Raw genomic sequence first — 14,268 nt, 5'->3', positions numbered from 1 at the left:
TATAACGTCACAGGATGAACAATCACAGGAGTCAGAATGGCAAAGCGTATTCAGTTCAACGAACACGGCGGCCCTGAAGTACTACAATGGGTGGATTTTGATCTTGCCGACCCCGCTGAGCATGAAGTGCAGGTGGAAAATCGGGCGATTGGTATTAACTATATCGATACCTATGTGCGTAGCGGATTGTATCCGGTAGCGGCGAAACCGTCTGGTCTGGGTACCGAAGCGGCGGGCGTGGTAAAAAAAGTCGGCTCTGCCGTAACGCGCTTCAAAGCAGGCGATCGCGTGGTGTATTGCCAGTCAGCACTGGGGGCTTATAGCGAGGTGCACAATGTGCATGAGGACCGCCTGGTGATTTTGCCGGAACGCATCAGCTTTGAACAGGGCGCGGCCTCGTTCCTGAAAGGACTGACCGTGCAATATCTGTTGCGCCAGACCTATAAAGTCAAAGCGGATGAGACATTCCTGTTCCATGCTGCGGCAGGCGGCGTCGGCCTGATTGCCTGCCAGTGGGCAAAAGCCCTGGGCGCACACCTGATTGGCACCGTCGGTTCCGCTGAAAAAGCGCAGATTGCCAAAGAAGCAGGTGCCTGGGCCACCATTAACTATCGCGATGAAAATATTGCCCAGCGAGTGAGTGAACTGACCGACGGCAAAAAAGTGGCGGTGGTTTATGACTCGGTCGGTAAAGATACCTGGGAAGCATCACTGGACAGCCTGCGTCGTCACGGCCTGATGGTGAGTTTTGGCAATGCTTCCGGTCCGGTCACCGGGGTGGATTTGGGGATTCTGAACAAGAAGGGTTCACTGTTTGTCACCCGACCTTCGCTGTTTGGCTACATCACCAACCGCCAGGAACTCGACAGCGCCAGTGCTGAGCTGTTTTCACTGATTGCCAGCCATGCGATTAAAATCAATGTGCCAGAACAGCAGAAATTTGCTTTGAGCGATGCGGCTCAGGCTCACAAGGTGCTGGAAAGCCGTGCGACCCTGGGGTCAAGCCTGCTGATTCCCTGACGCCAGAAAGCAAACGGGGCTTCCCGTAGGAAGCCCCTTTTTCTTTTTTATAGTTCGCGCTGGTGTAGGGACAGCGGCGATGAATTTGTTTCGACTCAACGGCAAACATCCTGACAGAAAACATAAGTAAAAAATATGTTTAATTGCAGATTTCAGCTAAGCATTGCCAACTCTGTGATCGCTCCCGCATTTAGCGCCAACTGTCCCTCTCTAACCTACTGATTTTTCTTTTCAGTCGGTTCAGCTTCGCATCACCCTCTGGCGTGGTAAAGGCACGATACAGCCACACGGCCACCACCGCCAACACCAGCCATGGCAACAATTTAATAACAAGTGCAAACAACCCGCCGAGGAACATCAGCACCGTTGCAACAATCAGCGCGGCAATCACCCCCAACAGCGACACACCGGTCAACAACAGCATGAGAAAGAAGCCGATAACAAATAATATTTCCACGAAGGTTCTCCTGTGTAGGTTACAGGGAGTGCATTACAAGATGCGTGCCAACACCGACTTATTGCTAAGACATTGAAATTATTAGATGTGCTTGATGAAATGTAGCGTGGGAGTGGTGAAATTCACCAAATTTTGGTGTGAATAAAACCGTTGAACCATCCCCGTAGCGGCGCGATTAATCGCGCAATTTCGTGCGCGTTGCAGGAAAAATCCGCGCGATAAATCGCGCCGCTACGGTGGGAAAAATCAGGCTTCCTGAGGAATTTTATCCGCGACCAGTGCCAGTGCCGCTTCCAGCACACGAACATCTGCGCCTGGCTTATGCGCGTTCTCGCTGAGATAACGACGCCACTGGCGCGCACCGGGAATCCCCTGGAACAGGCCCAGCATATGACGCGTGACATGGCCAAGGTAAGTTCCTTTCGCCAGCTCTGCCTCAATATACGGATACATGCTGCGCACGACCGCTACAGGGTCGACCGCTGGGGTATCACGGCCAAACAACTCACGATCAACCTGCGCCAAAATGCCAGGGTTTTGATAGGCTTCACGCCCCATCATCACACCATCCATATGTTGCAGGTGGACTTTCGCTTCTGCCAACGACTTGATACCGCCATTGATGGCCATGGTCAGCTGCGGGAAATCACGTTTCAATTGATAGACACGCGGATAATCGAGCGGTGGAATCTCGCGGTTCTCTTTTGGACTAAGACCCGACAGCCAGGCTTTACGTGCGTGGATAATAAAGGTGTCGCAACCACCCTGCTGCGCCACGGTGCCGACGAAATCGCACAGGAAGGCGTAGCTATCCTGATCATCAATACCGATACGGGTTTTTACCGTGACCGGAATGCTCACCACATCCCGCATCGCTTTAATACAATCCGCCACCAACGCCGCTTCGCCCATCAGGCAGGCACCAAATCGGCCATTCTGCACGCGATCGGACGGGCAACCGACATTGAGGTTGATCTCGTCATAACCCCGCGCTTCCGCGAGCTGCGCGCACTGCGCCAGCGCCGCCGGATCGCTCCCCCCCAGTTGCAGCGCAACCGGATGTTCATCTTCACTAAAGGCCAGATAATCACCCTTGCCATGAATAATCGCACCGGTGGTGACCATTTCGGTGTAAAGCAGCGTGTCACCGCTTAGTTGACGGTGAAAATAGCGACAGTGACGATCGGTCCAGTCGAGCATCGGGGCAATGGAAAAACGTTGCGAAGAGAAGGTATCGGTCATGAAACGCAGTAAATCCGGGGTTAAGTGATGAGATTCTGCGCAATGATAACACAGGATTGACGGGCGACACAGCCGCCCGTCGGGATGAAGAGGATTGATCAGAAGTTAAAGCCGAGCTGCAACATCGCACCCCAGGTATTGTCGTCGCCAACCGAACCGGCCAGATCAAGGTGAACGGTATTGTTAAACGGTGACAAACCAAAACCAGCGGTGAACACATTGGCGTCATTTGACTTCATATCTGCACGATAACCGGCACGTAATTGCAGCCAGTCCAGCACCCGATATTCACCACCAACCCCAACGTATTGACTGCTGTCTTCCGATTTAAAGCGCTTCGTTTGCGTCAAATCGACATCACCTGTCAGCGTGAAGGCACCATAGTTCCAGGCCAGACCGGTGGTAACCAGTGGGCGGATTTGGTACGTATCACGGTAGCCATTCACTTCTTTGGTCTCAATATCACGTGAAATCAGGTTTTGCCCGGTCAGGCCGAACGTCCAGTTATCGGCGAAGTCCGTGGCGATACCGGCATCGACGTTAAAACCGGTATCTGAGCTGCGATAGCGGCTGTTGTTGATATCGCTTTTGTCGTAGTTATACACACTGGCGGTGTAGTTATATAGCCAGGTTTTTTGCAGTTTCGGCGTAATACCTACAGAGACCGGATGTCCGGCAATACTGAACTGGTGTGCCATGGCGATACCGTAATCGGTCACTAACGCCGCCAGACCGTTGGCACTGGACGTCAGTTTATCCTCATCACCCGGCACCGGAATAACCGTGCCATCGGCAACGCCTTGCAGATAATCGATATCGCTTTGTGACACGTTAGCGCGGATATGTGCCGTGCCATAAGCTTTGGTGACAAAAGCGAAGGGCAGCGTTTCATTGGGCACCGTAACAGCCAGCGCAACACCTGCCGAACCGTCCGCTTTGTTGCCACGCAGATCGCGAAGCTGACTCGCCATATCACCCGCAGCGGCTTTCAGTTGTGGATAGCCGTTGAGGTAATCCTGGAAGGTTAAGTTATCGATTACGTTCTGATAACGGTCAACCGTGTCGGTAATATCATCAACACGATTAATCAATTTATCTTTATCTGTTACCTGAATCCCGGCTGAGGGGAAAATGATACTCACGTCATCATCAGGTTTTGCTTTGGTCATTAAGGCCGGGTTTGCCAGTACCGCAGAACTCCAGGTGGAAGAAGCGACCCCCGTTCCCCCCATTGCATCATTACGAGCGTCGTACCATGTGCCTGCTGCCAGGGCCGAAGAGGAAAGAAATACGGCATTCAAAACAACAATATAAGCAATTTTTTTGCGTCTGAATAATGTCTTCACCATGTGCCTGCCATCACCTTTAAATGTCGTGACCACGTCAGCGACGTAACAATTTACCAGCCCCTTATTGTGAACCTGGGCTAACGATTTATTGCTGTGAAATGAAAGGAAATAGCACTGCTATTCGCAGAATTGACTACTGATGCAGCAATCTGTCGTGTATTTATGCAAAAAAATAAACGGTACTTAAATTAAGGCCAGATATTACTTAAGCCCTTTTGAACCTTAGACGCTAAGTCGGTGAGTTGCAAAGCAAAAACCGATTAGCCAATTTAATGATGCCGTAGCAACAAGAAACGACGATGACAGGCGAAGAAAAGAAGGAGACTTATGACGCGGCTAACCTGATGAAAAAAGGTAATTTTACTGATCATGTTAAGAAGAAAAAGCAATCACAGCAGCGTAAAAATTTGTGTGATAAAATAACATCACTCGCCACCTGGAGAACGCTTATGTCAAATCTGTCGCCCGACCAACTGCTCACCCAGGCAGAAACGTTATGCCTGCAACGCGGCGTGCGTCTGACCTCACAACGCGCCGAAGTACTGCGCCTGATGGCCGAACAGAATGGATCGATCAGCGCCTATGATTTGCTGGATCAGTTGCGTGTCAGTGAACCCCAGGCAAAGCCGCCGACAATTTATCGTGCCCTGGATTTCCTGCTGGAGCAGGGATTTATCCACCGTGTGGAATCCAATAATAGCTACGTGGTTTGCCATCATTTCGACGAACCGGCACATACTTCAGTGATGCTGGTGTGTGATCGTTGTGCGGCGGTCAGTGAAAAGCATGCGCATGGCGTGGAAAAGATCATTGCGGGCCTCGCCGAGCAGGCTGGTTTTGCCTTGCGTCACAGCGTGATTGAAGCACATGGGTTGTGTGAGAATTGTGTTGAAGTGGAAGCCTGTACGCATCACGAAAGCTGCGATCACGATCATCAGGTAGAAAGTAAGAAGCGCGGTAAAAAAGGATAGATGGCACATCCTTGTGCCAGCCCGATCATCACGATCGGAGGGCAGGAGCATCGTCCTTAAACGGGTCCGTTACCAGCGATAATCCTTGTTGTGACTTTCCCAGTCTTTAACTTCTCGCTCGGCCTGATCTTTTGCGTAGCCGTAGCGTTCCTGAATTTTACCCACAAGCTGATCGCGTTTACCTTCAATGACCGTCATATCGTCATCCGTCAGCTTGCCCCATTTTTCTTTCATTTTCCCTTTGAATTGTTTCCAGTTTCCGCTCACTTCGTCTTTGTTCATAACCTTTCTCCATGTCATGCAGAGTGGTGGTAGTGGAATACCCAATATCCAGCGGGTAAAACCAACATAACGCGCTACTTATTTGCGATGATAAGGATAATTATAGTAGACAATGCAGAAGGGTTAGCACACTTACGGATTATTCTGTATCCAAAGGGTTATCGTTAATGTGCCGCAAACCAGCTATCAGCACGCCAATGGCGATGCCAAATCCACCACAGCGTCAGCCCGCGCATGGCCAGAAACACCGTCACCGCCAGCCATAAGCCATGATTACCTAACCAGGGGAGCGTCAGTAACGACAGGCCATAACCCAGTGCCGCCAGTGCCATACTGTTACGCATTTCCCGACCGCGCGTCGCACCGATAAACATGCCATCCAACAGATAGCACCACACGCCCACTAACGGCATCACTACCTGCCACATCAGGTAGCGATCGGCCACTTGCCGTAGTTCTTCCAGTGAAGTCAGCAGCGCCACGATATGTACGCCAAATAACGCATAAATCGCCGCAAATACCAGTGCCACCAACCCCGCCTGACGGCAGGCGGCATGCCAGATCAGCAATAATCGGCTGCGATCTTTCGCGCCGACCGCCTCGCCAGAACAGGCTTCTACGGCATACGCAAAACCATCCAGTGCGTAAGCGGTAAAGGTCAGGAACATCAACAGCACGGCATTGACCGCCACCACATCCGGGCCGATGCGCGCCCCAAGTATCGTCAGTGATGCAAAGCAGATTTGGAGCAGAAAAGAACGCAACATAATGTCGCGGTTGAGGCGAAACAAGCGAGCAGCATCACCGCGCCAGCTCTGCTTCAGCGTAGAGAAATCAATACCGCGCAGCTTCAATACCCGGGCCACCATCCATAATCCGACGGCCAGGGTGGCGTATTCTGCCAGTGCCGTCGCCGCTGCCGCGCCCGCCACTCCCCAGTGCAGGCCCAGCACAAAGAGCAGATCCAACAGAATATTGACCAGATTCCCTACCACCAGCAGCAGCACAGGCGCACGCGCATACTGCACGCCCAGCAACCAACCGAGAATCACCAGATTTGCCAGCGTGGCGGGGGCGCTGAGCCAGCGAATCTGGATAAAAAGTTGCGCCTGCTGCTGAATCGCGAGGCTGCCCCCCATCAGCGCAGCGGCCAGATTGCTGACTGGTGTGCGCAGCAAAATAAACAGCACCCCGGCCACCAAGGCGATTAATAGCGGTTGGGTGAGCGCCCGTGCCAGGGCCGTTTTATCGCCCGCGCCAAAAGCCTGGGCGGTCAACCCGGTCGTGCTCATGCGCAGAAACAGCAGCAACATAAAGATGAAGCTGGTCGCAGTCGTCCCCACCGCCACCCCACCGAGATAAATGGGGCTATCAAGATGACCAATAACGGCGGTATCAACCACGCCGAGCAGCGGAACGGTGATATTGGAAAGAATCATCGGCAGCGCAAGCCGCCAGAGTGCTTTATCAGAGGAGGAAAACAGCTGCATCAGCCCATCCCGGTTTGCTGCACAACAGTCTTGTCAGAAAATTAAACCACGGCAGCGCAGAAAGGCTGCCGTAGCGGGGGGAATCAAGGTATCAGAGCCACTCGCCGTTGCGCACAATGCCGACCGCCAGCCCTTCTACTGTCAGGGACTGCTCGCGGGTATCGACAACAATCGGCTGGAAGTCACTGTTTTCCGGCAGCAGTTGCACAATCGCGCCCTGCTTTTTCCAACGCTTCACCGTCACTTCATCATCAATACGTGCCACCACCACCTGGCCGTTACGCACTTCCTGCGTTTTATGTACGGCCAGCAGGTCGCCATCCATAATACCGATATCTTTCATCGACATGCCGCTAACACGCAGCAGGAAATCAGCGGTAGGTTTGAACAGATTGGCATCGACCTGGTAGTGCGCTTCAATGTGTTCCTGCGCCAGTAAAGGTTCGCCCGCCGCGACACGGCCAATCAACGGCAGCCCTTCGCTGGCTTCTTCTTCCATCAATAAGCGAATGCCACGTGAAGCACCGGAGACGATTTCAATCACCCCTTTACGTGCCAGCGCCTTCAGGTGTTCTTCTGCCGCATTCGGTGAGCGGAAGCCCAGCTGCGCAGCAATTTCCGCACGCGTTGGCGGCATGCCCGTCTGGTTAATATGGTCGCGAATCAGATCATAGACCTGTTGCTGCCTGCTGGTTAATGCTTTCATCCCGCCCCCTGGTTGTTTATACAGTCGCTGTGAGTATATACAGGTATTGGCGAAATGAAAACCAAAACTGAGGGAAAAATCAGCGAGTTGATGAATCCGGAATCCTTATCGCAAATGTGACCAAATCAGCGCGATCCAGACAAACAGCGCCAGTAAGATAGCCAGCAATACGGCAGCGGAACCCATATCTTTCGCCCGGCCCGCCAGAGGATGACGTTCCTGGCCGATGCGGTCGACCACCGCTTCGATGGCGCTGTTCAGGATTTCCACAATGACAACCAGCACTACGGAACCAATCATCAGTACGCGGGAAATGGCATCAACATCCAGCCAGCACGCCACTATAATTGCCACTAACGCGGCAACGGCCTCCTGGCGAAACGCTGCCTCATGCGTCCAGGCGGCGCGCAATCCCTGCCAGGAATAACCGGCGGCTTTTATTATCCTGAGAATACCGGTGACGTTATTTGCCATGTCGTTGAACCCTTTACTCGTTTTGACGTCAATGTCTGGGCAGCCGGAGATAGTGCAGCCACAGATCTTCGCGGCACTTTCTGGTATGCTTGCCGCGCTTTGCTAACAAGAGGCTTGAAGTTGTCTATGTCAGGTTGGCGTAAACTTTATTATAAATTATTGAATTTACCACTCTCCATTTTGGTAAAGAGTAAGGCCATTCCCGCCGATCCCGTCTCCGAACATGGGCTGGATCCGACGCGGCCGATCCTGTATGTGCTGCCTTATGATTCCAAGGCCGATCTCCTCACGCTGCGTTCGCAGTGTCTGAAACACGATCTGCCCGATCCACTCGCACCGCTGGAAATTGACGGCACTTTACTGCCGCGTCACGTGTTTATCCATGATGGACCGCGCGTGTTCCCGTATTTCGTGCCGAGTCTGGAATCCGTGAAGTTATTTCACGACTACCTTGATCTGCATCGCAGCAATCCAGAACTGGATGTACAAATGCTGCCGGTGTCAGTGATGTTCGGCCGTGCGCCGGGTCGTGAAGTGCAGGGGGAATCCACCCCTCACCTGCGCATTCTCAACGGCGTACAGAAATTCTTCGCTATTCTCTGGCATGGTCGCGACAGCTTTGTGCGCTTCTCGCCGACGGTTTCACTGCGTCAGATGGCGACCGAACATGGCACAGATAAGTCGATAGCTCAGAAACTGGCACGCGTGGCACGCATTCACTTTGCCCGCCAGCGTCTGGCGGCAATCGGCCCGCGCTTGCCAGCCCGCCAGGATCTGTTCAATAAGCTGTTGCAATCCAAAGCGATTGAAAAAGCTGTCGAAGATGAGGCGCGCAGCAAAAAGATCTCGCACGAGAAGGCCCAGCAGAACGCCGTCGAATTGATGGAAGAGATTGCTGCTGATTTCTCCTATGAAGCGATTCGCGTCACCGACCGTGTAATGGGTTGGATGTGGAGTCGCCTCTATCAAGGGATCAACGTGAATGGCGGCGAGCGTGTGCGCCAGCTGGCGCAGGATGGGCATGAGATTGTTTATGTCCCCTGCCATCGCAGCCACATGGATTACCTGCTGCTCTCTTATGTGCTCTACCACCAGGGGCTGGTGCCGCCGCATATCGCTGCGGGTATCAACCTGAACTTCTGGCCAGCCGGGCCGATTTTCCGTCGCCTTGGGGCGTTCTTTATTCGCCGCACGTTTAAGGGCAACAAGCTCTACTCCACCGTTTTCCGCGAATATCTGGGCGAGTTGTTTAATCGCGGCTATTCGGTTGAATACTTTGTAGAAGGTGGCCGCTCACGTACCGGTCGTTTGCTGGACCCGAAAACCGGCACACTGTCGATGACGTTACAGGCACTGCTGCGAGGTAGCAGCCGTCCAATCACCTTCGTGCCGATTTATATTGGCTATGAACATGTGATGGAAGTCGGCACCTACGCCAAAGAACTGCGCGGCGCGGCGAAAGAGAAAGAAGGCTTCATGCAGATGGTGCGCGGCCTGCGTAAGCTGCGCAATCTTGGTCAGGGTTATGTGAACTTCGGTGAACCCCTGCCGCTGGTGAACTACCTGAACAAACACGTGCCAGAATGGCGTGAAGCGATCGATCCAATCGAACCCCAGCGCCAGGCATGGATGACACCTGCCGTGAATGACATCGCTAACCGCCTGATGGTGCGAATTAACGATGCAGGGGCCGCCAACGCCATGAACCTGTGCGTCACTGCACTGCTGGCTTCTCGTCAACGTTCACTGACGCGCGAGCAGCTTATTGAGCAACTGGAGTGCTACACCCAACTGTTGCGCAATGTGCCCTATTCACCGGAAGCCACGGTGCCGGATCTCAGCGCAGAAGCCCTGCTGGATCACGCAATGGGCATGAATAAGTTTGAGACCGAGCAGGACAATATCGGTGACATCATCATTCTGCCACGTGAGCAGGCAGTGTTGATGACCTACTATCGCAACAACATTCAACATATGTTGGTGATGCCGTCATTGATTGCCGCGATCGTGCAGCAACACCGTGAAATCAGTGAAGCGGAATTGTTGCGCCAGGTCGCCCTGGTCTATCCGATGCTGAAAAGTGAACTGTTCCTGCGCTGGAGCAGTAACGAGTTGCCTGAGTTGATTCAATCGCTGTGCAACGAAATGGCACGCCAGGGTCTGATCACGCAACAGGATGGTCAGGTGCAAATGACCACCGCACGCTATCGCACACTACAGTTACTGGCAGCGGGTATCCGCGAAACGTTGCAGCGTTTTGCGATCACCTTCTCGATTCTCAGTGCCAAGCCCACCATCAACCGTGGCACGCTGGAAAAAGAGAGCCGCACGCTGGCACAGCGTCTGTCGGTGTTGCACGGTATCAACGCCCCTGAGTTCTTTGATAAAGCCGTGTTCTCCGCGCTGGTGCTGACATTGCGTGATGAAGGCTATATCAGCGACGGCGGAGATGCCGAAGTGGAGCGCACGCAGGCCATGTGGCAGATGCTGGCCGAGCTGGTCACCAGTGACGTGCGTCTGACCATTGAGAGCGCCGTCGCCCACGATTAAGCGGCTAAATAAAAAGCCGTCATCCCCAGGGGTGACGGCTTTTTTGATGCAAAAATCGCGTGGTTACAACAAATCAATAAACGGCTGGGTATTCAACAAAATACCGATAAACAGCACCAGACCGACATAGTTATTGTTGAGGAATGCCTGGAAACAGGGTTCACGCTCGCGCTGAGCAATCAGCTTTTGCTGATGTACAAACAAGCCTGCCGCTAACAGTAACGACCAGTAAAACGCCCCATTCAGATGCAACAACAATCCTACCAGCACCATCAGGCCCAACGTTGCCAGCTGCAACAATCCAATGATGAGTTTGTCATAACGACCAAACAGAATCGCTGTCGACTTCACGCCAATTTTTAAATCGTCGTCACGATCCACCATGGCGTATTGCGTATCATATGCGACCGTCCAACACAGATTAGCAATAAACACCAGCCAGCAGACTAAAGGTAAGGACTCACTAACCGCTGCCCAGCCCATAGGAATGGCCCAGCCAAAAGCCGCGCCCAGTACCACCTGCGGCAGGTGGGTATAACGCTTCATAAAGGGATATACCCAGGCCAGCGCCAGCCCCACCACAGACAGCATGATCGTCATGCGGTTCATGGTCAGCACCAGCACAAACGCCAGCAAGGCTAAGCCCACAAACAGTAACTTCGCCTCTTTTTCCGTCACCAGACCACTCGCCAGCGGGCGTGATGCGGTACGTTTCACATGCCCATCCACTTTACGGTCGGCATAGTCATTGATGACGCAGCCTGCGGCACGCATCACGATCACCCCCAGCACAAATACCAGCAGCACCGAGAGTGGCGGGATCGCCATGCCTGATAACCACAACGCCCACAGCGTGGGCCACAACAGCAGTAACGTGCCAATCGGTTTATCAATACGCATCAGGCGGCTGTAGGCCTGTAATTTATTCATTCCCAGGGTCTTTTGCACAATCCTTATCCTTAATCCAGCGCGCGATAGAGCGGTGACGCCGGTAAAAACAGTTCAGTTAACAACAGCGGCTTACCGGAGAGACGTAAACGCGAGCGGCGTCCCCACAACGCGCCCACCTGACCGGGATCGATAAAATCACGTGTCAGGGTGGAGTCGGCAAACAGATAGCGTCCGAGCGGGCGTGTGCCAAGCTGCTGGAGCATCTGCTCCGGGCCATTAAGCGTGCTTTCCGGCACCAGGGTACGGCCAGCCAGCCAGGGCACATTATCGCCACATAGCAAAATTTCCCGCAGCCAGAAGCGCTGATCGGCAGGTAATAACTCGCCTTCTTCTTCCAGTTCACTGGCATCGACAAAGGCTTCGCGTACCAGTTGTACCGTGACGTGCTGGCAATGCTGCTCAAAGCGCCGCGTCATTGAGTCTTCCTCCAGCAGCCAGTCGAGCAGTGGCGCGGAAAGTAACGGGGAGGAAGCGGGCAGCCAGTGTAGCGCGCGCAATTGCGCCAGCGCATCCTGAGACATAAAAACTCTCCACAGAAAAAAGTGTCCCAGTGTAACGCACCGCCGCCGTTGCGCGAATAACGAAGCGTTGCCGCAAATGCGTTGTAAGTTAATTCCCTGTAAAACCGTTATGCTTGCTGCTGTTCACCAGTCCACTAAGGATATGACATGACATCCCTACAACATCAGGATCTGTTAAACGCGCTGGAACAACCACTTAACGAACAGGCACTCAGTTGGGTCGCCACTCAAAACAGCCTTACCACCGCCCAATTCGCCCAGGGCAGCCGCTTCCAACAGGCAAAGCAGACAACGCTGCATTGGCTGAACGACAAATCCAACATTCCGTGGGTGACCCACTATCGCGATAGCCTGTATAACTTCTGGCAGGATGAGCATCATCCGCGCGGTATCTGGCGGCGCACGAACGCGGTCTCTTATCAAAGCGCCGAACCCGAATGGGAAACTGTGCTGGATCTGGATCAACTCAATCAGCTGGAAGGCAGCCACTGGAGTTTCCACGGTGCGCAGCCACTCTACCCCGACTATACGCGCGCGCTGATTTATCTCTCCAGCGGAGGGGATGCCTGCGAGATTCGCGAGTATGATCTGGTCGGCAAAGCCTTTATCACTGATGGCTTTTTTCTGCCTGTCAGCAAAAGCCGGGTGAGTTGGGTCGATGAAAACACCTTGTTACTCAGCCTGGATGCCGGTGGCGATACCTTGACTGCCTCCGGCTATCCCCGCTGTGTGCACCGCTGGCAGCGCGGCACCTCGCCCGCATCAGCGCCGTTAATTTACGCGGGCGAGGTTGATGATCTCTCGGTTTCGGCCTGGCGAATTCACACCCCAGGTTTTGAGAAAGAGTTGGTGTACCGCGGGATCGATTTTTACCGCCATCAAACCTGGTTGCTGCGCGATCGGGATCAGCTTGAACACATCGCCATCCCGGACGATGCCACTGCCGGTTTTTTCAAAGAGTGGCTACTGATCACCCTGACCACCCAGTGGCAGATAGCGGATGAGGTCCACCCGGCAGGTGCGCTGCTGGCGATTAACCTTGAGGATTTTCAACAGGGAAAACGCCACTTCACCACCCTGTTTACGCCAGATGCCCACACCTCGCTACAAAGTTACTCCGCCACGCGTGATTATCTGCTGCTGGATAAGATCCACGATGTGGTGGAAACCGTCAGCGTGATGACGGTGGCAGAGGGTCAATGGCGGCAGGTTGAAGATATCACCCTCGCGGATGCCACCAATGTGTTCGCGCATGGGCTGGAGAGTGAAAGCAACCGCTACGCGCTGATCAGTCACGGCTTTTTACAACCACGGCGTCTGAGCTACGGTGATTTTGATCGGCACACGCGGGTTGAAGTGAAGCAGGACCCGGCCAGCTTTGACGCTACAGAGTTTGCCGTGACGCAGCATTTTGCGCGATCGCTGGATGGCACCCCCATTCCGTATTTCCAGGTTAGTGCCAAAAATCTGCCGCTGACCGGCGATCACCCGACATTGCTCAATGGCTACGGCGGCTTTGAAGTCTCTCTGACGCCAACGTACCTTGGCGCGAAAGGGGCCACCTGGCTGCAAAAAGGCGGTGTTTACGTCGTGGCAAACATTCGCGGCGGTGGTGAATATGGTCCGCAGTGGCACCAGGCGGCGTTAAAAGAGCATCGCCATCGTGCTTATGAGGATTTCGCCGCCGTCGCTGCCGATCTGGTTACACGCGGCATCACGTGTCCGGCACGCCTCGCGGCACGCGGTGGCAGCAATGGTGGATTGCTGATTGGCAATATGTTGACGAACTATCCCGCACACTTCGGTGCGCTGGTGTGCGAAGTCCCGCTGCTGGATATGGCGAACTATCACCGTTGGTTGGCAGGGGCATCGTGGATCGCTGAATATGGCGATCCTGAAAAGCCGGAAGAGTGGCAATGGCTGCAACACTATTCCCCTTTCGACAACGTACAGGCGGATAAAATCTACCCACCGACCTTGTTCACCACCGGAACCCGCGACGATCGCGTCAGCCCGGCACACGCACGCAAAATGGTAGCGCGCATGCAGCAGCAAGGACATCAGCAGGTCTGGCTGTATGAAGAAACCGAGGCCGGACACGGCAACGCGCCGGAGAAAGGTCAGATTGCATTCAAATCGGCGTTGGTGGAGGAGTTTTTGTGGCAAATGCTAATGGGTAACTAATGGATGCGTAGCGGCGCGATTTATCGCGCAATTTCGTGCGCGCTGCAGGAAAAGCCCGCGCGATAAGTCGC

13 protein-coding genes are annotated in these 14,268 nt (G+C 53.7%); 4 read left to right on the top strand and 9 right to left on the bottom strand.

Annotation, left to right across the window (positions count from 1 at the left end):
* Positions 1-36 precede the first annotated feature (36 nt).
* Positions 37-1,020, top strand: coding sequence for a quinone oxidoreductase (locus PAT9B_RS01555; protein WP_013507493.1), 984 nt, complete (start codon positions 37-39; stop codon positions 1,018-1,020).
* A 190-nt stretch (positions 1,021-1,210) separates the two neighbouring features.
* Here PAT9B_RS01555 and pspG read toward each other — a convergent pair whose 3' ends face one another.
* From pspG to PAT9B_RS01540, 3 genes are all read right to left on the bottom strand, one after another.
* A complete protein-coding gene (pspG, locus tag PAT9B_RS01550; protein ID WP_013507492.1) occupies positions 1,211-1,477 on the bottom strand; it encodes an envelope stress response protein PspG in 267 nt (88 codons plus the stop codon).
* A 246-nt stretch (positions 1,478-1,723) separates the two neighbouring features.
* Positions 1,724-2,719, bottom strand: a complete 996-nt coding sequence (dusA, locus tag PAT9B_RS01545; RefSeq protein ID WP_013507491.1) for a tRNA dihydrouridine(20/20a) synthase DusA — start codon at positions 2,717-2,719, stop codon at positions 1,724-1,726.
* A gap of 98 nt (positions 2,720-2,817) precedes the next feature.
* On the bottom strand, positions 2,818-4,068 hold the full coding sequence (locus PAT9B_RS01540; RefSeq protein ID WP_013507490.1) for a conjugal transfer protein TraF: 1,251 nt from the start codon (positions 4,066-4,068) through the stop codon (positions 2,818-2,820).
* A 449-nt stretch (positions 4,069-4,517) separates the two neighbouring features.
* On the opposite strand from PAT9B_RS01540, the gene zur reads away from it, so the two are divergent.
* Positions 4,518-5,039, top strand: coding sequence for a zinc uptake transcriptional repressor Zur (gene zur, locus PAT9B_RS01535; protein ID WP_013507489.1), 522 nt, complete (start codon positions 4,518-4,520; stop codon positions 5,037-5,039).
* Between the two features lie 69 nt (positions 5,040-5,108).
* Here zur and PAT9B_RS01530 read toward each other — a convergent pair whose 3' ends face one another.
* The 4 genes from PAT9B_RS01530 to PAT9B_RS01515 all read right to left on the bottom strand — a co-directional run bounded on the left by PAT9B_RS01530 (position 5,109) and on the right by PAT9B_RS01515 (position 7,991).
* Positions 5,109-5,321: a CsbD family protein gene (locus tag PAT9B_RS01530; protein WP_013507488.1), complete on the bottom strand. Its 213-nt coding sequence runs from the start codon at positions 5,319-5,321 to the stop codon at positions 5,109-5,111.
* Between the two features lie 164 nt (positions 5,322-5,485).
* Positions 5,486-6,811, bottom strand: a complete 1,326-nt coding sequence (gene dinF / locus PAT9B_RS01525; RefSeq protein ID WP_013507487.1) for an MATE family efflux transporter DinF — start codon at positions 6,809-6,811, stop codon at positions 5,486-5,488.
* A 91-nt stretch (positions 6,812-6,902) separates the two neighbouring features.
* A complete protein-coding gene (gene lexA, locus PAT9B_RS01520; protein WP_013507486.1) occupies positions 6,903-7,517 on the bottom strand; it encodes a transcriptional repressor LexA in 615 nt (204 codons plus the stop codon).
* Positions 7,518-7,622: 105 nt separating this feature from the next.
* Complete coding sequence (locus PAT9B_RS01515) at positions 7,623-7,991, bottom strand: diacylglycerol kinase (protein WP_013507485.1); 369 nt, start codon at positions 7,989-7,991, stop codon at positions 7,623-7,625.
* Positions 7,992-8,117: 126 nt separating this feature from the next.
* Here PAT9B_RS01515 and plsB point away from each other — a divergent pair, with 126 nt between their 5' ends.
* The gene (plsB, locus tag PAT9B_RS01510) at positions 8,118-10,541 is read left to right on the top strand and encodes a glycerol-3-phosphate 1-O-acyltransferase PlsB (RefSeq protein ID WP_013507484.1); all 2,424 of its coding nucleotides are present in this window, start codon (positions 8,118-8,120) and stop codon (positions 10,539-10,541) included.
* 63 nt (positions 10,542-10,604) lie between these two features.
* Here the strand turns inward: plsB and ubiA are convergent, their stop codons facing one another.
* Both ubiA and ubiC read right to left on the bottom strand, forming a co-directional pair.
* Entirely contained in the window at positions 10,605-11,471 is an 867-nt protein-coding gene (gene ubiA, locus PAT9B_RS01505) for a 4-hydroxybenzoate octaprenyltransferase (RefSeq protein WP_190274650.1), read from the bottom strand.
* Positions 11,472-11,500: 29 nt separating this feature from the next.
* Positions 11,501-12,013, bottom strand: coding sequence for a chorismate lyase (gene ubiC, locus PAT9B_RS01500; protein ID WP_013507482.1), 513 nt, complete (start codon positions 12,011-12,013; stop codon positions 11,501-11,503).
* 147 nt (positions 12,014-12,160) lie between these two features.
* On the opposite strand from ubiC, the gene PAT9B_RS01495 reads away from it, so the two are divergent.
* Positions 12,161-14,197 carry a prolyl oligopeptidase family protein gene (locus tag PAT9B_RS01495; RefSeq protein WP_013507481.1) on the top strand — a complete coding sequence of 679 codons (2,037 nt, stop codon included), beginning with the start codon at positions 12,161-12,163 and terminating at the stop codon, positions 14,195-14,197.
* The last annotated feature ends 71 nt before the right edge of the window (positions 14,198-14,268 follow it).

It is taken from the genome of Pantoea sp. At-9b, from assembly GCF_000175935.2.
Classification (GTDB): Bacteria; Pseudomonadota; Gammaproteobacteria; order Enterobacterales; family Enterobacteriaceae; genus Pantoea.
Note: the sequence above shows the minus strand (reverse complement) of the source record. Positions and strands in the feature narration are given on the sequence as shown.